Annotated in this window: 17 protein-coding genes; 12 read left to right on the top strand and 5 right to left on the bottom strand. The window is 65.0% G+C overall.

The genetic code is table 11. The annotated features are described in order from the left end of the window. The 6 genes from NIBR502772_RS21165 to NIBR502772_RS21140 all read left to right on the top strand — a co-directional run bounded on the left by NIBR502772_RS21165 (nt 1) and on the right by NIBR502772_RS21140 (nt 8,766). A complete protein-coding gene (locus NIBR502772_RS21165) occupies nt 1-2,865 on the top strand; it encodes a molybdopterin-dependent oxidoreductase (RefSeq protein WP_141141678.1) in 2,865 nt (954 codons plus the stop codon). A gap of 195 nt (nt 2,866-3,060) precedes the next feature. Next, nucleotides 3,061-4,629, top strand: a complete 1,569-nt coding sequence (locus tag NIBR502772_RS21160) for an NCS1 family nucleobase:cation symporter-1 (protein WP_141141677.1) — start codon at nt 3,061-3,063, stop codon at nt 4,627-4,629. 61 nt (nt 4,630-4,690) lie between these two features. Then, nucleotides 4,691-5,434, top strand: a complete 744-nt coding sequence (locus tag NIBR502772_RS21155) for an aspartate/glutamate racemase family protein (RefSeq protein ID WP_141141676.1) — start codon at nt 4,691-4,693, stop codon at nt 5,432-5,434. A 42-nt stretch (nt 5,435-5,476) separates the two neighbouring features. Further along, a complete protein-coding gene (locus NIBR502772_RS21150) occupies nt 5,477-6,256 on the top strand; it encodes an SDR family oxidoreductase (RefSeq protein WP_141141675.1) in 780 nt (259 codons plus the stop codon). 220 nt (nt 6,257-6,476) lie between these two features. Beyond that, nucleotides 6,477-7,985 carry a cation:dicarboxylate symporter family transporter gene (locus NIBR502772_RS21145; RefSeq protein ID WP_141141674.1) on the top strand — a complete coding sequence of 503 codons (1,509 nt, stop codon included), beginning with the start codon at nt 6,477-6,479 and terminating at the stop codon, nt 7,983-7,985. A gap of 157 nt (nt 7,986-8,142) precedes the next feature. Next, entirely contained in the window at nt 8,143-8,766 is a 624-nt protein-coding gene (locus NIBR502772_RS21140) for a Pr6Pr family membrane protein (protein ID WP_141141673.1), read from the top strand. A gap of 29 nt (nt 8,767-8,795) precedes the next feature. Here NIBR502772_RS21140 and nboR read toward each other — a convergent pair whose 3' ends face one another. From nboR to NIBR502772_RS21110, 5 genes are all read right to left on the bottom strand, one after another. Beyond that, complete coding sequence (nboR, locus tag NIBR502772_RS21135) at nt 8,796-9,404, bottom strand: nicotine blue oxidoreductase (protein ID WP_141141672.1); 609 nt, start codon at nt 9,402-9,404, stop codon at nt 8,796-8,798. Nucleotides 9,405-9,488: 84 nt separating this feature from the next. Further along, nucleotides 9,489-12,254, bottom strand: a complete 2,766-nt coding sequence (aceE, locus tag NIBR502772_RS21130) for a pyruvate dehydrogenase (acetyl-transferring), homodimeric type (protein WP_141142207.1) — start codon at nt 12,252-12,254, stop codon at nt 9,489-9,491. Nucleotides 12,255-12,788: 534 nt separating this feature from the next. Continuing rightward, a complete protein-coding gene (uraH, locus tag NIBR502772_RS21120) occupies nt 12,789-13,130 on the bottom strand; it encodes a hydroxyisourate hydrolase (RefSeq protein ID WP_141141671.1) in 342 nt (113 codons plus the stop codon). After that, on the bottom strand, nt 13,127-13,624 hold the full coding sequence (gene uraD / locus NIBR502772_RS21115) for a 2-oxo-4-hydroxy-4-carboxy-5-ureidoimidazoline decarboxylase (protein WP_141141670.1): 498 nt from the start codon (nt 13,622-13,624) through the stop codon (nt 13,127-13,129). Before uraD ends, uraH begins: the two co-directional genes overlap by 4 nt. A 259-nt stretch (nt 13,625-13,883) precedes the next feature. Further along, nucleotides 13,884-14,855: a matrixin family metalloprotease gene (locus NIBR502772_RS21110; protein WP_246848622.1), complete on the bottom strand. Its 972-nt coding sequence runs from the start codon at nt 14,853-14,855 to the stop codon at nt 13,884-13,886. Nucleotides 14,856-14,981: 126 nt separating this feature from the next. Here NIBR502772_RS21110 and NIBR502772_RS21105 point away from each other — a divergent pair, with 126 nt between their 5' ends. The 6 genes from NIBR502772_RS21105 (at nt 14,982) to NIBR502772_RS21075 (ending at nt 19,874) form a co-directional block, all read left to right on the top strand. Next, entirely contained in the window at nt 14,982-15,755 is a 774-nt protein-coding gene (locus NIBR502772_RS21105) for an oxygenase MpaB family protein (protein ID WP_141141668.1), read from the top strand. A 114-nt stretch (nt 15,756-15,869) separates the two neighbouring features. Beyond that, on the top strand, nt 15,870-16,439 hold the full coding sequence (locus NIBR502772_RS21100; RefSeq protein ID WP_141141667.1) for a GNAT family N-acetyltransferase: 570 nt from the start codon (nt 15,870-15,872) through the stop codon (nt 16,437-16,439). Between the two features lie 207 nt (nt 16,440-16,646). Then, the gene (locus tag NIBR502772_RS21095) at nt 16,647-18,014 is read left to right on the top strand and encodes an MFS transporter (RefSeq protein ID WP_246848621.1); all 1,368 of its coding nucleotides are present in this window, start codon (nt 16,647-16,649) and stop codon (nt 18,012-18,014) included. Continuing rightward, on the top strand, nt 18,011-18,847 hold the full coding sequence (locus NIBR502772_RS22910; protein WP_246848620.1) for a RidA family protein: 837 nt from the start codon (nt 18,011-18,013) through the stop codon (nt 18,845-18,847). The genes NIBR502772_RS21095 and NIBR502772_RS22910 overlap by 4 nt, the downstream gene beginning before the upstream one ends. After that, complete coding sequence (locus NIBR502772_RS21080; RefSeq protein WP_141141666.1) at nt 18,841-19,230, top strand: RidA family protein; 390 nt, start codon at nt 18,841-18,843, stop codon at nt 19,228-19,230. Before NIBR502772_RS22910 ends, NIBR502772_RS21080 begins: the two co-directional genes overlap by 7 nt. Continuing rightward, a complete protein-coding gene (locus NIBR502772_RS21075; protein WP_141141665.1) occupies nt 19,227-19,874 on the top strand; it encodes an RraA family protein in 648 nt (215 codons plus the stop codon). The genes NIBR502772_RS21080 and NIBR502772_RS21075 overlap by 4 nt, the downstream gene beginning before the upstream one ends. The last annotated feature ends 188 nt before the right edge of the window (nt 19,875-20,062 follow it).

Raw genomic sequence — 20,062 nt, 5'->3', positions numbered from 1 at the left:
ATGGCAATCGAAATCAATGGCACCGCCGCCCCGGCCACACCCCGCCCGGGCCAGTGCCTGCGCACGTTCCTGCGCGAACAGGGCAACTTCGGGGTCAAAAAAGGCTGCGACGGCGGCGACTGCGGTGCCTGCACCGTCCACGTGGACGGCACACCCGTGCACAGCTGCATCTACCCGGCCGTCCGCGCCGACGGCAAGGCCGTCACCACCATCGAAGGACTCGCCGGGACGTCCGGTGCAAGCGGCGGAGCGCTGCACCCCGTGCAGGAGCAGTTCCTGGCCGAACAGGGCTTCCAGTGCGGCTTCTGCACCGCCGGCATGATGATGACCGCAGCCACCTTCGACGACGAACAGAAAGCCAACCTGCCCCGCAGCCTCAAGGGCAACCTCTGCCGCTGCACCGGCTACCGTTCCATCGCGGACGCAGTGTGCGGGACCCACGGCAAGCACAATCACGACGGCGGCGGCGCGGCAGCTGGCGCGGTCCGTCCGGCTTCCGCCGCCGGCACCGCAGTGAGCAATACCGCCACCGGCACCACGTCAGCCCCCGCCGGGCAGCTCGGCGACAACGTGCCCGCCCCGGCGGGCCTCGCCGTCGTCACCGGCACCGCCCGCTACACCCTGGACGTCCCCGCCGACGAGCTAGAAGGCCTGCTGCACCTGAAGCTGCTCCGCTCACCCCACGCGCACGCCCGGATTGTCTCCATCGACAGGACGGCCGCGCTCCAGGTGCCCGGCGTCGTCGCGGTCTTCACCCACGAGGACGCACCGGCGCAGCATTTTTCCACCGCCCAGCACGAGCTCTACACGGACGATCCCGACGACACCCGCGTCCTCGATGACGTGGTGCGGTTCATCGGCCAGCGCGTGGCCGCCGTCGTGGCCGAATCGGTGGGTGCCGCCGAAGCCGGGGCCCGCGCCCTGCAGGTGGAATACGAGCTGCTGGACACCGTCTTCAGCCCGCAGGACGCCATGCTCCCCGGCGCTCCGGCACTGCACGGGGACAAGGACGCCGTGAAGGCCCGGATCTCGCGGCCGCGACAGAACGTCGTGGCCGAGCTGCACTCGGAGCTGGGCAGTGTGGCGGACGGTTTCGCCGCTGCCGACTTCATCCATGAGCACACGTACAGGACGCAGCGCGTGCAGCACGTCGCCCTGGAAACGCACTCCTCCATCGCCTGGCTCGACGAGGAAGACCGCCTCGTGGTCCGCACCTCCAGCCAGGTCCCGTTCCTGGTCCGGCGCACGCTGGGCCGGGTGTTCGACCTGCCGGAGGACCGCATCCGCGTGGTGGCCGGGCGCGTGGGCGGCGGCTTCGGCGGCAAGCAGGAAGTGCTCACCGAGGACCTCGTAGCCCTCGCCGCGCTCACGCTGCGCCAGCCCGTGCAGGTGGAGTTCACGCGCACGGAGCAGTTCACCGCCACCACCACGCGGCACCCCTTCACCATCAAACTCAAGGCGGGCGCCAGCAAGGACGGGCTCCTCACCGCGCTGCAGCTGGACGTCGTCACCAACACCGGCGCGTACGGCAACCACGCACCCGGCGTGATGTTCCACGGCTGCGGGGAATCGCTGGCCGTGTACAAGTGCGCCAACAAGAAAGTGGACGCGCATGCCGTCTACACCAACACTGTGCCTGCCGGGGCGTTCCGCGGCTACGGGCTGAGCCAGACGATCTTCGCGATCGAGTCGGCCATCGATGAGCTGGCTGTCGGCATCGGGATGGATCCCCTGGAATTCCGGCGTCGGAACATGGTGCGCGAAGGCGATGACATGCTCTCCACCAACCCCGAGCCCGAGGAAGACGTCCACTACGGCAGCTACGGCCTGGACCAGTGCATCTCCCTGGTGCGAGATGCCCTGGACCGCGGCAAGCAGCGCTACCGCGACGCCGGCCTCGACGACCTCGGCCCGGACTGGGTCACCGGCGAAGGTTCCGCGCTGTCCATGATCGACACCGTCCCGCCCCGCGGCCACTTCGCCCACACCCGCGTGAGCCTGCTCCCGGACGGAACGTTCGCGGCCGACGTCGGGACCGCCGAATTCGGTAACGGCACCACCACCGTGCACGCGCAGCTGGCCGCGACGGCGCTGTCCACCACAGCAGCCAAGGTGTCCGTGCGGCAGTCCGATACCGACTTGGTGGAGCACGACACCGGCGCGTTCGGGTCGGCCGGGACGGTGGTGGCCGGCAAGGCCACCCTGATGGCGGCTACCGAGCTGGCCTCCCGGATCGTCACCGTCGCCGCAGCGCTGACCGGCGTGCCGGAGACCGAATGTGTGCTCGACGACGGCGGCGTGGACTGTGCCGGACGGCGGGTTCTGCTCGCGGACATCCACGTCGCCGCGTTGCACCAGGGCGTGCAGCTCGCCGTCGAGGGCCACTGGGACGGGACCCCGCGATCGGTGGCGTTCAACGTCCACGGGTTCCGGGTGGCGGTCAACACCGGCACGGGGGAGCTGCGGATTCTCCAGAGTGTCCAGGCAGCCGACGCCGGCGTGGTGGTTAATCCGCGGCAGTGCCGCGGCCAGATCGAGGGAGGAATCGCGCAGGCGCTGGGCGCTGCACTGTATGAGGAGGTCCGGGTGGACGACGTCGGCCGGGTCACCACGGACATCCTGCGGCAGTACCACATCCCGTCCTTCGCGGACGTGCCGCGCAGCGAGGTCTACTTCGCCTCCACCAATGACAAGGTGGGCCCGCTCGGGGCGAAATCCATGAGCGAAAGTCCGTTCAACCCGGTGGCCCCCGCCCTGGCCAACGCCGTCCGGAACGCGACGGGGGTCCGGTTCGCGGAGCTGCCGATCGGCCGGGACAAGATCTACCTGGGCTTGAAGGAAGGAGCCGCAGTTCCGTCCCGCTGACACCGTTGCTGACCGTTTGTGACTGGCCGCGTTTCGGCAACCCCTTGACTGATGCGTGACCTGGGTCATACCGTTATTTCACTACTCGATACCCATTTTCCGCATTGTGGAAAAGCAACGACGCTTCTGCCGGTAATTCCGGCATAAATCCCACAGCGGAACACATGGAAGACATCTTCAAGAAGTGAGATCACGATGCAGACAACCCCGTTGACCGGCGTTGAACCGGCACCCGAGGCAGCAGTTGACCTGGACAAAGCAGCCCACCCCTCCGTGGGTGTCGACACGCTTTGCGACATAGCCAGCGCCGCCTCCGGCAGAACCATCAGCCCCACCCTCTACAACATCGACCTTGCCCCGACGAAGCGGGAAGGCCGCCGCTGGACCGGCTACAGCATTTTCACTCTGTGGGCCAACGACGTCCACAGCCTTGGCAACTACGCCTTTGCCATCGGGCTCTTCGCCCTCGGGCTGGGCGGCTGGCAGATCCTGCTCGCCCTGGGGGTCGGCGCCGTCCTGCTGTTTGCACTTCTCAGCTTGTCCGGCTTTATGGGGGTAAAGACCGGTGTCCCGTTCCCGGTCATGAGCCGGATCAGCTTCGGCATCAGGGGCGCCCAGATTGCCAGCCTCCTGCGCGGGGCAGTGGCCGTGGCCTGGTTCGGCATCCAGACGTACCTCGCGTCCGTGGTGCTCAGGGTCATGCTCGTGGCCATGGTTCCTTCGCTGCAGGAGCTCGATGCCAACTCCATTCTCGGCCTGTCCACGCTGGGCTGGGCTTCGTTCGTATTCCTGTGGATTGTCCAGCTGATCATCGTCAGCTTCGGCATGGAGATGATCCGCAAGTACGAGGCCTTCGCCGGCCCCATCATCCTGGTCACCATGGCGGCCATCGCCGTCTGGATCTTCGTCGAGGCCGGCGGCTCCATCGCCTGGGCCGGGGACAACGCCCTCGAAGGCGGCGACATGTGGCGCACCATCTTCGCCGGCGGAGCCCTGTGGGTGGCCATCTACGGAACGTTCGTCCTGAACTTCTGCGACTTCACCCGGTCCGCCGTCTCCAAGCAGGCCGTGGTTCGCGGCAACTTCTGGGGCATCCCCATCAACATGCTCCTCTTCGGCGCGATCGTTGTGGTGATGGCCGGTGGACAGTTCAAGATCAATGGCACTGTCATCCAGAGCCCGTCGGACATCGTCCAGACCATCCCGAATACGCTGTTCCTTGTCCTGGCCTGCCTTGCCCTGCTGATCCTGACCATCGCCGTGAACCTGATGGCCAACTTTGTGGCACCTGTCTATGCCCTGACCAACCTCTTCCCGAAGCACCTGAACTTCCGCAAGGCGGCCTGGGTCAGCGGCGCCATCGGCCTCATCATCCTGCCGTGGAACCTGTACAACAACCCGCTCGTCATCGTGTACTTCCTGGGCGGACTCGGAGCCCTGCTCGGCCCGCTGTTCGGCGTTGTCATGGCCGATTACTGGCTGCTGCGCCGCGGCAAGGTCAACGTCCTTGAGCTCTACTCCGAGGACCCGGCAGGTGCCTACTACTACAAAAAGGGTTACAACCCCCGGGCCATCATTGCCATGGTGCCTGCTGCCGCCATTGCACTCCTGATCGCCTTTGTTCCGGCACTGGAAGCGGCCGCCCCGTTCGCGTGGTTCGTCGCGGCCGGCATCGCCGCGGTGGTCTACTACGTCATCTCGGACCGCAGGCAGCGGCTCGACGACGTCGACGGCGAGTCGATCGCCGTCGCCAGCACCCACTGACACCCGCGCCGGCCAACCCCCGCGCCGGCCAACCAACCTGTCCCGAAAGAGGAAAAGCACCATGCGCATCCTTGTGGCCAACGTCAACACCACACAGTCCATGACCGATTCCATCGCCGCGCAGGCAAAACAGGCCGCGCTGCCGGACACGGAGATTGTGGGAATTACTCCGCGCTTCGGCGCAGACTCCTGCGAGGGAAACTTTGAGAGTTACCTCGCAGCGATCGCGGTGATGGACGCCGTCGTCAACTACCCGGAGCCGTTCGACGCCGTCATCCAGGCCGGCTACGGCGAGCACGGCCGCGAAGGGCTCCAGGAGCTCCTTGACGTTCCGGTGGTGGACATCACCGAGGCGGCCGCGAGCACCGCGATGTTCCTGGGCCACAAGTACTCCGTGATCACCACCCTGGACCGGGCCGTGCCGCTGATCGAGGACCGGCTGAAGCTGGCCGGCCTCGACGCCCGGTGCGCCTCGGTCCGGGCCAGCGGCATGGCCGTCCTGGAGCTGGAGGAGGAGCCGGAGCGCGCTGTGGAAGCCATCATCGAACAGGCGCTGCTGGCTGTCCGTGAGGACAAGGCGGAAGTCATTGTCTTGGGCTGCGGCGGCATGGCCGGCCTGGACGAGGAAATCCGGAAGCGTGCCGGGGTCCCCGTGGTGGACGGTGTGGCGGCTGCGGTCACCATCGCTGAATCGCTGGTCCGGCTGCGGCTGAGCACCTCAAAGGTCCGGACCTACGCCACCCCGCGGCCCAAGACCGTCATAGGCTGGCCAATAACGGCAGCGGACGTGCCCGCTGCGCCCTAAGCCGGCGATCAACAGCCCGGCCATCAACCCAAGGAGCGACCCATGGCTGCAACCCACCGGCCCGCACATCCCCACCGGCCGGCACCGGTCGCCGTCGTTACCGGTGCAGGCTCCGGGATTGGCAGGGCGGTGGCGCGGCTCCTGCTGGCCGACGGGTACCGCGTGGTGTTGGCCGGCCGCCGTGAGGCTCCGCTGCTGGAGTCGGCGGCCGGCCACCGCCAGGCGCTGACGGTGCCCTGCGACGTAACAGTGCCCGACGACGTCGAGCGCCTTTTCGCCGCGGCACTCGGGAAGTGGGGGAGGGTTGACCTCCTGTTCAACAACGCCGGAGTGTTCGGCCCGGCCGCGTCGGTGGATGAAATCAGCGTGGCCGACTGGGACGCGGTGGTGGCGGTGAACCTGACCGGCTCGATGCTGTGCGCCGCCGCGGCCGTCCGGGCCATGAAATCCCAGGAGCCGCAGGGCGGCCGGATCATCAACAACGGGTCCATTTCAGCGCATTCGCCGCGGCCGCGGACGGTGGCCTACACGGTCACCAAGCACGCCATGACGGGCCTGACCAAAAGCATCGAGCTGGACGGCAGGGGCTTCGGCATCACCTGCGGCCAGATCGACATCGGCAACACGGCCACGGACATCATGTCCACCATCGGCGTGGACTCCGGCGCCCTGCAGGCTGACGGCAGCCGCAGGGTGGAGCCCACTTTCCCGGTGCAGGACGCCGCGCGAGCCGTGCTCCTGATGGCCGGCATGCCGCCGTCGGCCAGCGTGGGCTCCGTGGTGATCACGGCCGCCGGCATGCCGTTCATCGGCCGCGGCTGACAAAGAATAATCCACGCCTTTCCGCTGCGGAAGCGGACGTCCGCACCGGTGTTTCGCCGGGCGGGCGTCCATTTCGGTGGCGGATTTTTCATCGCCCAGAAATTTCACATGTTTCCACATTGTGAAAATACAATTTCCCCTTGCGGAATCGTGTGATCGGGGTTACGTTTGAAACAGACCCCGATCTCCGGGGCTGTTCCCGATTGATAGGTACAGATCAATGAAGATCCCAGATTCCGCGGCGCTGAAGGCGAGTTCGGCCCCGCAGAAGAAGAAGCCCCTGTATAGGTCGCTCTTCTTCCAAATTCTGATCGCCGTCGTGGCAGGTGTTCTTATCGGACATTTCTGGCCGAACCTTGGCTCGCAGCTGAGGCCGCTCGGTGATGGATTCATCCAGCTCATTAAAATGATCATCGCGCCGCTGATTTTCCTGGTGATCGTCACCGGCATCTCGGCCGTAGGCGACGTCAAGGCGGTCGGAAGGGTCGGAGTCAAAGCCCTTCTCTACTTCACCGCGGCCACGCTCTTCGCGCTGGTCTTCGGCCTGATCGTAGGCAACATCGTCCAGCCCGGTGCCGGGCTGAACATTGATCCCAACACCCTCTCCCAGGAAGCGCTGACCGCCAAGACCGGCAATGCCGTGCCCAAGGACGCCGCCCACTTCATCCTGGACGTCATCCCCACCAGCGTCATCGGCGCCTTCGCGAGCAACAGCCTCCTGCAGGTCCTGTTCTTCTCGGTCTTCTTCGGAGCAGCCATCGTCGTTATCGGACGCGAGCGCTGCATGCCTGTCGTCAGCCTCATGGAGACCGTCCTGGAGCTCATCTTCAAGATCATGTCCTGGATCATGAAGGTTGCCCCGATCGGTGCTTTCGGTGCCATGGCATTCATCATCGGCCAGTACGGGCTGGACACGCTCAGCACCTATGCGTTGCTCATTGCCGCCTGCTACGGCGCGGCCATCGTCTTCATCGGCCTGCTGTTCCTCGTGGCCTGGGGCTTTGCCCGCGTCCCGCTGTGGCACTTCCTGAAGTACACCCGCGAGGAATTCCTGCTGGCGCTCGGCACCGCCTCCACCGAGGCTGTGATGCCGCGCATCATGACCAAGCTGACCAACGCCGGCTGCTCCCGCGCCACCACCGGCCTGGTGGTGCCCACCGGCTATTCGTTCAACCTCGACGGCGCCGCAATCTACCTTTCGATCTCCCTGCTCTTCCTGGCGCAGGCCTTCGGCCACAACCTGGACCTCGGCCAGCAGCTGGCCGCGCTCGGCGTCCTGCTGCTGACCTCCAAGGGCATGGCCGGCGTACCCGGTTCATCGTTCCTGGCTCTCTCCGCCACCGCCGCAGCACTAGGGATCTTCCCCGTCGCCGGCGTGGCCCTGCTGCTCGGTGCCGACCGCCTCATGGACTCCATGCGGGTGGTGGTGAACCTCCTGGGCAACTGCGTCGCCACGTTCGTCGTCTCCAAGTGGGAGGGACAGTTCGACCGGAGCGTTATGGTCAGGGCGTTCAACGGCGAGATCACCAACCACGATTCCGCCATCATGCTTGGCGTCGAGGAAGAGTTCGAAGACCAGGAGCTTGAGCGGATCAGCGGCGGACAGGAGCCGTCGCCCAAGTTCCGCGGCGGACCGAACCCGGAAGAGATCCGCGAGTTCCACATGAGGCGGCCCACCCACGCCGCTGCCGCCCCTGACAGCTCGTCCGACGCAGGTGGCGGACAGTAACTTCCGCCCCCGGATCCCCGGCTGACCATAGACCCAACGCCCGGAACCCCGCCCCTGATCAGGGGCGGGGTTTCCTGGCGTCTGGAATTGACCCCGCCCATTCAACTTTGGAGTGTCGAACCGCGTCTGAGCTGGGGATTCGGCAAGGATTGGGCCTATGACCAAGAGAACTGTGCTTATCGGGGGACGCTTTTTCTTTGGCCTTTTGACGTTGGTGGCGGTGGGAACACAGCTGACAGTTCATTTGGGCATGGGCTACGACGTCTGGAACTTCTTCAGCTACTTCACAAATTTGTCCAACATCTTCGCCGCGTTGGTGCTTCTCATCAGCGGCTACAGGGTGCTGATCCGCAAACGCCCCAGCGAAATCGACGACGTCACGCGCGGCACGGCAACCATCGCCATGGCCGTGGTGGGACTCGTGTTCGGTGCGCTGCTCGCCGGGGAAGACCTCGGCTCGCTGCTGCCGTGGGTCAACTTCGTGGTGCACTACCTGATCCCGGTGGTCATGGTGGTGGACTGGCTCTTCCAACCGCCGCGGGCCACGCTCACGGTCAAGCACATCTGGTACTGGCTGCTCTACCCCGTCGGCTACCTGGTCTACAGCCTGGTCCGCGGGGCGTTGGTGAACTGGTACCCGTACTGGTTCGTCGACCCCGCGCGGGCAGGTGGCTGGGGCGGGGTGCTGGTGTTTGCCCTCGCCATTTCCGTCGGCTTCCTGGTAGTGAGCCTGGCGATGCTGTGGCTCGGCAACAAACTCAAGCGGCAGGTGGATTACTAAGCCTTGATCCACCGATCCATGGCTGGTCCTCAGTCGAGGAGGTGCAGCTGCTCGGGGGTGTCGAGGTCTTCGCCGGCGGAGAGGTCGCTGCAGTCCACGAGGTCGATCAGCCCCGCGTGCTCCTGGAGGAAGAAGCGTGCCCCGGCATCGCCCGTTGCCGTTTCCGCGGCTTGAGCACGCAGGCTGGAATCCAGGAGCAGCGGGTGTCCCCGCTGGAGCTTTCCGTCCGTGCCACGGTAGGCGGCGGCCGTCACGCGGCCGGGCCGGTGGGAGGCCAGCAAACGGGCAACGGTCTCGGTGGCCAGGCCTGGCTGGTCCACGAGCGCGATGAGCACATGGTCCTCCGGGGCTGCGGCGGCAACTCCCGCCCGGAACGAACTTCCCATTCCGCTGGCCCAGTCCGGGTTGTCGATGGCCCGGTGCCGGCTGAGATCGGTGGCGGCGCGGACCGTTGCCGCTTCCGCTCCGAGCACCGTCACCACCTCCCGGCAGCCGCCTTCGAGCAGCACGTCGGCCAGCACTTCAACCAGCGTGCGGCCCTGGAACCGGAGCAAAGCCTTGGGGCCGAGCCCCAGCCGCGTTCCGGCGCCGGCGGCGAGCAGCACCGCCGTCGTGCGTTGTTTGTCCAGGTCAACCATCGCCCCAGCCTATCCAGCCACATGACAGTTGACGGCAGTGTTCCACAGGAACACTGCCGTCAACTGTTGTCTGGATGAGGGGGGTCAGGCGTCGCCTCCGGTGCCGCCGGTGGTCCCGGCGTTGACGTCCAGGAGCTTGTAGCGGTCCATCGCGTAGGCGGGCGCGCCGCCGTCCACCTCACCGCGCGAAGCCAGCAGCTGCAGGGTCTTCACAACGATCGAGTGGGTGTCGTTCTTGAAGAAGCGGCGGGCAGCTGCACGGGTATCGGAGAAGCCGAAGCCGTCTGCCCCGAGCGAAGCGAACTGGTGCGGGAGGAACTGGCGGATCTGGTCCGGGACGGCCTTCATGTAGTCGGTCACCGCCACCACCGGCCCCCGCGCATCCGCGAGCTGCTGCGCAACGAACGGTACGCGGGCGGGCAGGCCCGGGTTCAGGAACGCCTCTTCCTCTGCCGCGAGCCCGTCGCGGCGCAGTTCGTTCCAGGACGTCACGGACCAGACGTCGGCGGAGACGCCCCAGTCCTCGGCGAGGATCCGCTGGGCATCGAGAGCCCAGGGGACGGAGACGCCGGAGGCCAGGATCTGGCTCTTGGGTCCTTCAAGGCCCGACGCCGACACCCGGTAGATGCCTTTCAGCACTCCGTTGACGTCGAGGTTCTCAGGTTCGGCCGGCTGGGAGATGGGCTCGTTGTACACCGTTATGTAGTACATCAGGTTCTTATCGGATGCAGGTCCGGTTCCATCGCCGCTGGCGGCCGGTCCGTACATGCGCTCGATGCCGTCCCGGATGATGTGGCCCATCTCGTACCCGTAGGCCGGGTCGTAGGTGAGGACGGCCGGGTTGGTGGAGGCGAGGATCGGGGAGTGGCCGTCGGCGTGCTGCAGGCCTTCACCGGTCAGGGTGGTCCGGCCGGCAGTGGCGCCGATGATGAAGCCGCGGGCCATCTGGTCACCGGCGGCCCAGAAGGCGTCGCCGGTGCGCTGGAACCCGAACATGGAGTAGAACACGTAGACCGGGATCAGCGGTACGCCGTGGGTGGCGTAGGAAGTTCCCGCGGCGGTGAACGCCGCGACCGCCCCTGCTTCGTTGATGCCGGGGTGGATCAGCTGGCCCTGGGCCGATTCCTTGTACGCCAGGACCAGGTCCCGGTCCACGGAGAGATAGGCCTGGCCGCCCGGATTGTAGATCTTGGCCGTGGGGAAGAACGCGTCCATGCCGAAGGTCCGGGACTCATCCGGAACGATGGGGACAATGCGGTTTCCGAACTTCTTATCCCTGAGCAGGTCCTTGAGCAGGCGCACGAAGGTCATGGTGGTGGCAGCCTGCTGCTTCCCGGAACCGCGCTTGGCAACCTCGTAGGTCTTGGCGTCCGGCAGCTCCACCGGCGTGTGGTCAGGCCGGCGTTCGGGGACGAAGCCGCCTAGGGCGCGGCGGCGCTCCATCATGTACTGAATCTCGGGGGAGTCGGTGCCGGGGTGGTAGTACGGGGGCCGGTAGAGGTCCGCGTCGAGCTGTTCGTCCGTGATGGGGATCCGGAGGTGGTCGCGGAACTTCTTCAGGTCATCGAGGGTGAGCTTTTTCATCTGGTGGGTCGCGTTGCGGCCCTCGAAGTGGGGTCCGAGTCCGTAGCCCTTGACCGTTTTGGCCAGGATCACGGTGGGCTTGCCCTTGAATTCGGTGGCAGCCTTATAGGCGGCGTAGACCTTGCGGTAGTCGTGGCCGCCGCGCTTGAGGTTCCAGATCTCGTCATCGGAAAGGTCCGCGACCATGTCCTTGGTCTGCGGGGTCTTGCCGAAGAAGTGCTCGCGGACGAACCCGCCGGATTCCGCCTTGTAGGTCTGGTAGTCACCGTCCGGAGTCTCGTTCATGATCTTCACGAGCGAGCCGTCGGCGTCCTTGGTGAGCAGGTCATCCCACTCCCGGCCCCAGACGACCTTGATGACGTTCCAGCCCGCGCCGCGGAAGAACGCTTCGAGTTCCTGCATGATCTTGCCGTTGCCGCGGACGGGACCGTCCAGGCGCTGGAGGTTGCAGTTGATCACGAAGTTGAGGTTGTCGAGGTTCTCGTTCGCGGCGAGCTGGAGCAGGCCGCGGGACTCGGGCTCGTCCATTTCGCCGTCGCCCAGGAACGCCCAGACCTGCTGGTCCGAGGTGTCCTTGAGGCCGCGGTTGTGCAGGTACCGGTTGGACTGGGCCTGGTAGATCGCGTTCATGGGACCGATGCCCATCGAGACCGTGGGGAATTCCCAGAACTCCGGCATCAGGCGCGGGTGCGGGTAGGAGGAGAGCGCGTGGCCTTCCTTGGACTTTTCCTGCCGGAATCCGTCCAGATCCTCCTCGGCGAGCCGGCCTTCCATGAACGCGCGGGCGTACATGCCGGGGGAGGCGTGGCCCTGGAAGAAGACCTGGTCACCGCCGCCGGGGTGGTCCTTGCCGCGGAAGAAGTGGTTGAAGCCCACCTCGTACAGGGTGGCGGCCCCGGCGTAGGTGGAAATGTGCCCACCCACCCCGATGTTCGGCCGCTGTGCCCGGTGCACCATAATCGCGGCGTTCCAGCGCATGTACGCCCGGTACCGGCGCTCGAACTCTTCGTTGCCGGGGAACGTAGTTTCCTGGTCCACCGGGATGGTGTTCACATAGTCCGTGGTGGTCACCATCGGCACGCCGACGCTCTGCGCGCCCGCCCTTTGGAGCAGGCTCCGCATGATGTATTGGGCACGCTCCGTGCCCTGTTCCCTGATCAGTGCATCCAGGGACTCAGCCCATTCGGCGGTCTCTTCCGGATCACGATCAGGCAGCTGGTTTGTCAACCCGCTGAGGATATGGGAGGTCTCTTCTCCTGCAGCCACGTCCAGCCTCTTTTCATCGTTGAATAGTTGGCTCAAGTTTTCATTCTGTGAGAAAACTTTATTGCATCTCGAGATTATCCAAGCGACAATCCGCGCGTCAAGGCGAGCGGACGGTCACATTTGGCTGCTAACGGAGCCACAAGCAACGCGGGGTCGGATACGGCCCCATAAGCCGCCTGGAATCGGCCCTATCTGACCCCGCGTTGCTTTCAGGCGGACGTGAGGAGCCTGCCCCAGCGCGGGTCCAGCAGCGGTGCCCCCGCCATCCTGAGGCAATGCCACAGCGTTACGGCCGGGCTATGAACTGTGGATCACGATCTTTGGGATCCCAATTTGGGATCAAGGAATTTGTTCCGTCATGGCCCACCCGGGCCAAATCACCGATTGTGACCGCCGTTGGCGTTCCGGCTGGCGGAGTGGTTGCGGCCAGCGGGGATCCTGCCGGCGGGGCCGGATGATGGGCGCGCGAAAGGGCCCGCGGCGACGCCGCGGACCCTTCCTGTCGCCTCAGTTTTCCGGCGGGGGCCGGCGGGCTCAGCTGCCCCGGTACGTGGAATACGCGAACGGGCTGAGCAGGAGCGGCACATGGTAGTGGGCTTCCGATTCCAGCACGCCAAACGTGAGGGTCACCTCCGGGAAGAACGTTTCGGTGCCGGTGGCGGCGAAGTACTTGCCCGTGTCGAACGCCAGGCGGTAGGTCCCCGAGGGCAGCCGCTCCGGTCCCAGCTCTTTGATGCGCCCGTCCGCGTCGGTGGTGCCCGCTGCGATCCGGACCCAGCGCTCGCCGTCGAGCGCCTGGAGGGTTACCGGGATCTCGGCCGCCGGTTTTCCGGAGCCGGTATCGAGTACGTGCGTGGTGACGTGGGAGGTGCTCATCTGCCCATCAGTCCTTCGAGTCGGAGCAGTGCGATTTCCCGCAACTGCTGGCCAATGATTGTTTGTTCCGCTTCGGGGGTGTGGGTGAGCCTGGTGTTGAGGGCGGCCAGGATCTCCTCGCGGCTGCGGCCGGCGGCGCGGATCAGGAACACCTGCCCGAACTTTTCCTCGTAGGTCCGGTTGCCTTCCGCCAAGGCCTTGGCGACGGCAGCGTCGGCCACGCCCAGTCCGGCCTGTTCCGACTGGGACAGCTTCGCTTCCGCGCTGTCGCCCTGCGCCCGCTCGCCGATCCGCGGATGGTGGGCGAGGGCCGCTTTGATCTCCGCCGGCGTGAAGGGGTTTGCTGCGCCGCGGCCCGCAGCAAGGAGCGCGTCGAGGCTGGAATAGGGCCGCGCGTCGGCGAGCTCGTCGATCCAGCGTTGGATGTCCAGGCAGGGGCGCAGGAAATCGGCAGCCTCCGGGCGGCCGGCCGTGTTGAACTGTTCAAGGTGCATAAAAACAGATCCTCGTGTTTTGATGCTGGCATCCACGGTGTAGGGCTATGCGGATAAGCTATTCCGCATCATGGAACTGTTATTTCAGCATATGCAAAAGTCAACCGCACGCACCGGCGGGTGTCAACTGCCGGGACGCTGCCTGGGCCACGCCCAAACAGAAAGCGGACGACGGCGGGAGCTCCCGCCGTCGTCCGCTGACGGGCAAAGTCCGCTGACCCGCAAAGCGCGCAGCCGCACCGACGTGGATATGTCAGGGCTACAGCCGCGGGACGCACTCCCCGGTTCCCAGCAACGCCAGCCCTGCGCGGTCGCCATCGCCGAAGTCGAACTGACCGCTGTTTTCCGCATACATCAGCTGCGTGGGATCGTCCACGTGGTCCAGCCCCAGGACGTGCCCCAGCTCGTGCATGATGATGGCGCGGATGTGGGCAGGTCCCTCCGGCCAGGCCAGTGTTTCCGCGAGGCCCGGCGCATCGAGGGTCACCTGGCCGGCGACGTACACATAAGGCTCGCCGGGAATATGGGCGTAGGCGCTTCCACCGGTTCCTGCAACCTTCCCTGCCAGCTTGGGTGCTTCCGCCGGTGACGACCACGCAATGAGAATCGGCGCCCACTGCTTGCCGTAGCGCGCCGGCTGGTACGCTTCGCGGGCTTCGGATGGCGCCTCGGACGTGGTTCCGTCATACACGAACTGCAGTCCCGAGGCCGCGGAAACCGCGGACACGGCCTCCTGGATAAGTACGTCCGTTCCTGGCGGAGCGTTGTCCGGCCGGACCACGTAGTGCAGCGGACGGCAGGGGTCGTAGGCAACAAAGGCCTGGCCCGGATCCGGGGACTTCTGCAGGACATAGGCGGTGGATCCGCTCGTGGCCGGCGGCAGGCCGAGCGGGGCTGACGCGGCCTCAAACCCTGGTGGCGGCACTTTGGCGCCCGGCAAGTGGGGCATGGCTGCCGGCAGCACAAACCGTTCGAAGAGCGTCGGCGTGAAATAGAGACCCGCCACGAGGGCGATGCCCAGGACCGTGGCGGTGCGCGATCTCCACTTGCGCCCGCGGACTTTCCGGCCGTGGACGGTCCTCTTGGCCGAGATTGGCGAGATGGGGGCACCGCGCCACGGCTCGGGCGCTGGCGGCTTGCTCAGTGCCTCATCGATTGCCCACTGCGGAATGCGCCCGCTGGGCGAACGGCGGATGCGGGGAAACTCCCTGCCGCCAGAATCTGATTCCAACAGTTCCCCCTTGCGCTGCCGTGCCATCTCCTTTGATGGTCTGCCCAGCATAGTGGCGGTCCCGTTGATCCGGACGAACGGCGTCGCGAAGGAAGTAGCGGCTGCCTTCTCCGGTATCGTGGGTCCATGGTGCGGAACCTGGCCGACATCGGCGCTGAAGGTGTATTGCTCGCCGGGGCGGGCCGCGCCATCCTGCTGCAGATCGCGAACCCCGCGGTGGGCCATGGCGTCGCCGAGCACAGTGACTTTATGGCCCGTCCCCTGGACCGCTTCCGGGCTACGGTCACCTACGTCTACGCTGTCGTTTACGGAACAGAGGCCCAGGTCGCGGCCGTCCGCCGCAGCGTCAACCGGGCCCACTCCGCGGTCCGCCGCAAGCCCGACGCCGGCTCCCACGGGTACAGCGCGTTCGATGCCCAGGCGCAATTATGGGTGGTGGCAACCCTGTACGACACCGCCATCACCGTCTACGAGAAAATCTACGGCCCGCTGGACGACGAGACGGCAGACCTTATGTACCGCGACTACGCAAGAATCGGCACCGTCCTGCAACTTCCGGCGGACCTGTGGCCGGCCGACCGCGCAGCCTTCAGGACGTACTGGGACGCGTCCCTGCTGAGACTGGAGCTGGACGCCGTCACCGCCGGCGTCGGCCGCGACCTCCTGTACCCGCCGGCCGGGCCGCTCTGGCTGCGGATGAGCATGCCGCTGATCCGGTTCATCACCGCCGGGCTGCTGCCGGACCACTTGCGTGCCGGCTTCGGGCTGCCGTGGAGCGACCGCCACAGCCGCCTTTTCGAGCGCACCACCCGGTGGTCCGCCCTGGTGTATCCACGGCTGCCGCGGCCGGTCCGGCACTGCGTCAAGAACTACTGCCTCGGCAGGCTCCGCACCTCATAGGAAAGCGCCACATGGGCAAGACGGACGACGGCGGGAGGTCCCGCCGTCGTCCGCGTGCCCTGGTCTCAAATACGATTGACCGACGATCCTGATCGAAAGGTTTTTGGGCTGTCCATGAAGGTCACCACCACAACGCTCCAGATGCTCCAGCCGCCAGCCTGGACGGCGCGCCCGTTGCCCGATGAGGCGCGGTTGGACCGGGCTGACGGGGTCACTCCGGAGTATGCCCGTTTCCTCTATGGCCTGGTGGGCGGGCCGTGGCATTGGACGGATCGGCTCGAGTGGACACGGCAGCAGTGGGCCGAGGAGCTCGCCGTGCCGGGGATGGAATTCTGGGTCCTTTATGGTGAGGGCGTGCCGTGGGGCTATGTCCACCTTCAGCCCGTAGTCGCCGAGGATGGCACGCACGTCGAGGTCAGGTACTTCGGCCTTTCAGGGCAGGCGATCGGCCGGGGCCTCGGCGGCCGGCTGCTGGAACACGTCATCACGGCCGCATGGTCGTTGGCACAACGCTGCGACCTCCCGCCGGTGTCCCGCGTCTGGGTCCACACCTGCACCCTGGACGGTCCGGCGGCCCTGGCGAACTACCAGTCCCGCGGGTTTGTGCCGTGCGGGACTGAGGAAGAGGACATGGAAGTGGCGGAGGAGCCGCCCGGTTCCTGGATGGCCACCGGCGGTCGGTAATGGCCGCATAACTGAGGCGGGCGGATGTGCCCGAAGGCTGTGAGGGATTCTGCCGCGGCACGCATCCTAAAAATTTGGGCAAATGCCCTATTTTGAGGGTGTAACCGGGGGGAAAAATCTATTGAATTGTGATCTCGCGCACACCAATGTTGAGTGCACCGATCAGTTACATTTCACCTCAGCCGCCTCTCACGTTGGAGAAGAGCCATGCCCCAATCATCCGTTGCCCCGCCCGCAACAACGTCCGGTCCCAAAATAGACAAGATGCGCAAGATCGCAGTAGCCAGCGTTATCGGAACCACCGTTGAGTGGTACGACCTGTTCCTCTTTGCTACCGCTTCTGCCCTCGTTTTTAACAAGATCTTCTTCCCAAGCTTTGATGCACTGGTTGGAACCATGCTGGCCTTTGGCACCTTCGCTGCTGCCTATGTCGCCCGAATGGCCGGCGCCGCACTCTTCGGCCACTTCGGTGACCGGATGGGGCGCAAATCGATGCTCCTCACATCACTGCTGACGATGGGTGCCGCGACATTTGCCATCGGCCTCCTGCCGGACTATGCAACGATCGGCATCGCAGCACCGATCCTTCTGCTCGTCCTTCGAGTCATTCAGGGACTTGCCCTGGGCGGGGAGTGGGGCGGCGCAGTCCTGATGGTGGTGGAGCATTCTCCGAAGGACAAGCGCGGGTTCTACGGGTCCCTGGTCCAGGTCGGTGTCCCCGGCGGAACGCTGATCGCCAACCTCGTGTTCCTGATCATCGCCGGAATCATGCCCGAGGAAGCCTTGCTTGCATGGGGCTGGCGGATTCCTTTCCTCGCCAGTGTCATCCTGGTTGCTGTGGGTCTCTACATTCGGCTGACCCTCGAAGAGACTCCCTCATTCCAGGCCGTCAAGGACGCGGGAGCCAAAGCAAAAATGCCCCTGGCCGAACTGCTGCGCAAGTACTGGAAGCAGGTCCTTCTTGGCGCGCTGGCGACAATTTCCACCGGAACCGCCTTCAATATTCTGGTGGCGTTCGGGCTGACCTACGGCAAGACAAAGCTGGGTTTTTCCACCAATGACATGCTGATTGCAGTCCTGGCGGCGTGCGCAGTGGGTATCGTCATGCTCCCCGTTTTCGGAAAACTGTCGGACAAATTTGGCCGCAAGCCCATCATCGTCGGCGGAATCGTGGCCGAGATCGTCGTCTCATTCCCGCTCTTCTGGCTGATGGACACCCGTTCCCTCGCCGGTGTGGTCTTCGGATACATCCTGCTGATGACGGCATTTTGTGCGAACTACGGCCCGATCGCTACTTTCCTGGCCGAACTCTTCGGTTCGCGGGTCCGATACTCCGGCCTCTCCGTCGCCTACATGCTCGCCGGACTCCTGGGAAGCGCCATTACACCGGTCGCCACAACGGCGCTGCTGAACGCCACAGGCCAAGGTTCCTCCGTGGCATGGTTCATGATCGGCTCGGCTGCCGTTTCCCTCGTGGCACTGCTCCTGCTCACCGAAACGCTGCGTTCCAACATCGATGCAATCCACGAGGCCCCTGCCGAGGCTGCCGACCGCAACGAACTGGCTCGAGCATGATCAGGCGCATCGGCACAGCGGACCCCGTCAATGCCCTGACCAGTCAATCCCCGCGGGCCGTCGTGGCCAACGGCCTGGTATTTACCTCAGGACAGGTACCGCTGCCCACCGTCCCGGAAGATGGCAACCGGAATTTCGCCGACGACGTTCGCCTGGCGCTCTCAAACCTCTCCGCGACTCTCGAAGAGTCGGGGTCCAGCCTGAAACACGTACTGAAGATAACTACGTTCCTCACGGATCCACGGCTGGCCGAATACAACGAGATCTACGCGGACGTATTCGGCGATAACCTTCCTGCCAGAACCACCGTTATGGTGTCCGAAAGCAACTACAGCATCGAAATCCATTGCATAGCGGCGGTGGCGGACGTCCAAAAGCCACCGCATATTCGCCGCATCGCCAACGCACCCGGAATGGCTCCGGTACTGGGACCCTATTCCCAGGCCGTCGTTGCAAACGGAATGGTCTTCACGTCAGGCCAGATCCCGGCCCGAAGCAGTATGCAGGACCAGCCGGAGGACTTCGCCGGAAAAGTCCGCCAGACCCTGACCAACCTGGAAGCCATCCTCCTTGAGGCGGGCTCTGACCTTGCCCACGTCGCGAAGGTCACCACCTATTTGACGGACCCGGACCAGTTGGCCGAATACAACGGAGTGTACGCCGAGGCTTTCGGATCAACGTTGCCGGCCCGCACTTCATGCTGCGTTGGCATTTGGGACATAGCGCTGGAAATCGAATGCATTGCTTTCGTGGCGGACGGACCGCTCCAGGACCCACTTACGAACGGGCCGAAATTCGTCTCCGTTACCCAGGAAGCGGTGCAGGCATGCTGAATCGACTGGCTACATTTCCAGGTATGGCGGCCTCGGTGGGGCCTTTCTCCCAAGCAGTGGTTGCAGGGGGATTTGTCTTCACCACAGGCCAGATTCCACTTATCGCAGGGACGGACGGACGACCGGCGGACTTTGAAGGGAAAGTCCGCCAGGTTCTGACCAATCTACAGACCGTTCTTGAGGGGGCGGGCTCCAGCCTTGACCACGTGGTCAACGCGACCGTGTACATATCCGACCAGAGTCAGGACGAGGAGTACCGCCGTATCTATGCTGATGTGTTCGGTTCCCGCGCACCGGCACTCACGTCGATCTGCGTGGGGATTTGGGATTTCTCCTTCGAGATTCAGTGCATAGCTGTTGTCAAGGAGGGAAGCAGTTCATGAACGGCACAGTTCGTCTGACCCAGGCCCTGGGTGCGGAGCTGGTTAGCCGGCTTCAGTCCGTTAGCTTTCCCACCATCGGGCATTTCCTGGAGGAAGGTTTCCTCGACTCGGGCGTCCGGTCGATGCTCCGGAACGTTCACCTTGTTGGCCGGGCAGTGACTGTTCGCGTTGCCTCTGCGGATGCCTTCGCCACGAACCGGGCGTTGGCGCTTCTGGAACCTGGCGACGTTCTGGTCATCGAAACAGGGCATGACACCACTCATGCAACGGTGGGTGCTGTCACCGCGTGTGCAGCCCAGTGCGCCGGTGCCGCAGGGATCGTGGTGGATGGTGTGGTGACCGACATCGTGGAGCTCCGGAGCGCGGGGCTTCCGGTGTTCGCACGTGGAACCAGTGTCCTGACGGCTAAGCGCAAGCTCGATGCCAACAGTGCGGTGAATGTTCCTGTGCTGTGCGGCGGGGTGACGGTAAACCCCGGCGACGTAGTGATGGCCGACGACAATGGTGTCCTTGTTCTCTCTCCGGAGGATGCCGCCGCCATCGTCGATTTAGTCCTGTCAACGGACCGTGCCGAACCGGACATTCTGCGACGCCTGCGTTCGGGGGAGGCCATCGACACGGTTCTTCCCGGCGGCATGGAATAAGCTCCCCGGAACCGCCGAATGCAAAGTGCCCGACTGGTATTCCAGTCGGGCTCTTTGTTGTGATCTTCAGAGTTCGCTGGCGGCATTTCCGCGGCTCACGCTGACGTCGCCCAGGGCGACGAACGAGCCTAACTAGCGAATACGTGGGCGGATGCCGTTGAGCCGTTGTCTGCGACTTCTTCGCCGAT

The organism is Pseudarthrobacter sp. NIBRBAC000502772, from assembly GCF_006517235.1.
Lineage (GTDB): Bacteria > Actinomycetota > Actinomycetes > Actinomycetales > Micrococcaceae > Arthrobacter.
The sequence above is the reverse complement of the archived record's forward strand: the minus strand, read 5'-3'. Positions and strand labels throughout refer to the sequence as shown.

Excerpts from the sequence above, each read along its gene's own strand:
- NIBR502772_RS21165 (WP_141141678.1), top strand. The coding sequence starts at position 1 with ATGGCAATCGAAATCAATGGCACCGCCGCCCCGGCCACACCCCGCCCG.
- NIBR502772_RS21160 (WP_141141677.1), top strand. The coding sequence starts at position 3,061 with ATGCAGACAACCCCGTTGACCGGCGTTGAACCGGCACCCGAGGCAGCA.
- NIBR502772_RS21155 (WP_141141676.1), top strand. The coding sequence starts at position 4,691 with ATGCGCATCCTTGTGGCCAACGTCAACACCACACAGTCCATGACCGAT.
- NIBR502772_RS21150 (WP_141141675.1), top strand. The coding sequence starts at position 5,477 with ATGGCTGCAACCCACCGGCCCGCACATCCCCACCGGCCGGCACCGGTC.
- NIBR502772_RS21145 (WP_141141674.1), top strand. The coding sequence starts at position 6,477 with ATGAAGATCCCAGATTCCGCGGCGCTGAAGGCGAGTTCGGCCCCGCAG.
- NIBR502772_RS21140 (WP_141141673.1), top strand. The coding sequence starts at position 8,143 with ATGACCAAGAGAACTGTGCTTATCGGGGGACGCTTTTTCTTTGGCCTT.
- nboR (WP_141141672.1), bottom strand. The coding sequence starts at position 9,404 with ATGGTTGACCTGGACAAACAACGCACGACGGCGGTGCTGCTCGCCGCC.
- uraH (WP_141141671.1), bottom strand. The coding sequence starts at position 13,130 with ATGAGCACCTCCCACGTCACCACGCACGTACTCGATACCGGCTCCGGA.
- uraD (WP_141141670.1), bottom strand. The coding sequence starts at position 13,624 with ATGCACCTTGAACAGTTCAACACGGCCGGCCGCCCGGAGGCTGCCGAT.
- NIBR502772_RS21105 (WP_141141668.1), top strand. The coding sequence starts at position 14,982 with ATGGTGCGGAACCTGGCCGACATCGGCGCTGAAGGTGTATTGCTCGCC.
- NIBR502772_RS21100 (WP_141141667.1), top strand. The coding sequence starts at position 15,870 with ATGAAGGTCACCACCACAACGCTCCAGATGCTCCAGCCGCCAGCCTGG.
- NIBR502772_RS21095 (WP_246848621.1), top strand. The coding sequence starts at position 16,647 with ATGCCCCAATCATCCGTTGCCCCGCCCGCAACAACGTCCGGTCCCAAA.
- NIBR502772_RS22910 (WP_246848620.1), top strand. The coding sequence starts at position 18,011 with ATGATCAGGCGCATCGGCACAGCGGACCCCGTCAATGCCCTGACCAGT.
- NIBR502772_RS21080 (WP_141141666.1), top strand. The coding sequence starts at position 18,841 with ATGCTGAATCGACTGGCTACATTTCCAGGTATGGCGGCCTCGGTGGGG.
- NIBR502772_RS21075 (WP_141141665.1), top strand. The coding sequence starts at position 19,227 with ATGAACGGCACAGTTCGTCTGACCCAGGCCCTGGGTGCGGAGCTGGTT.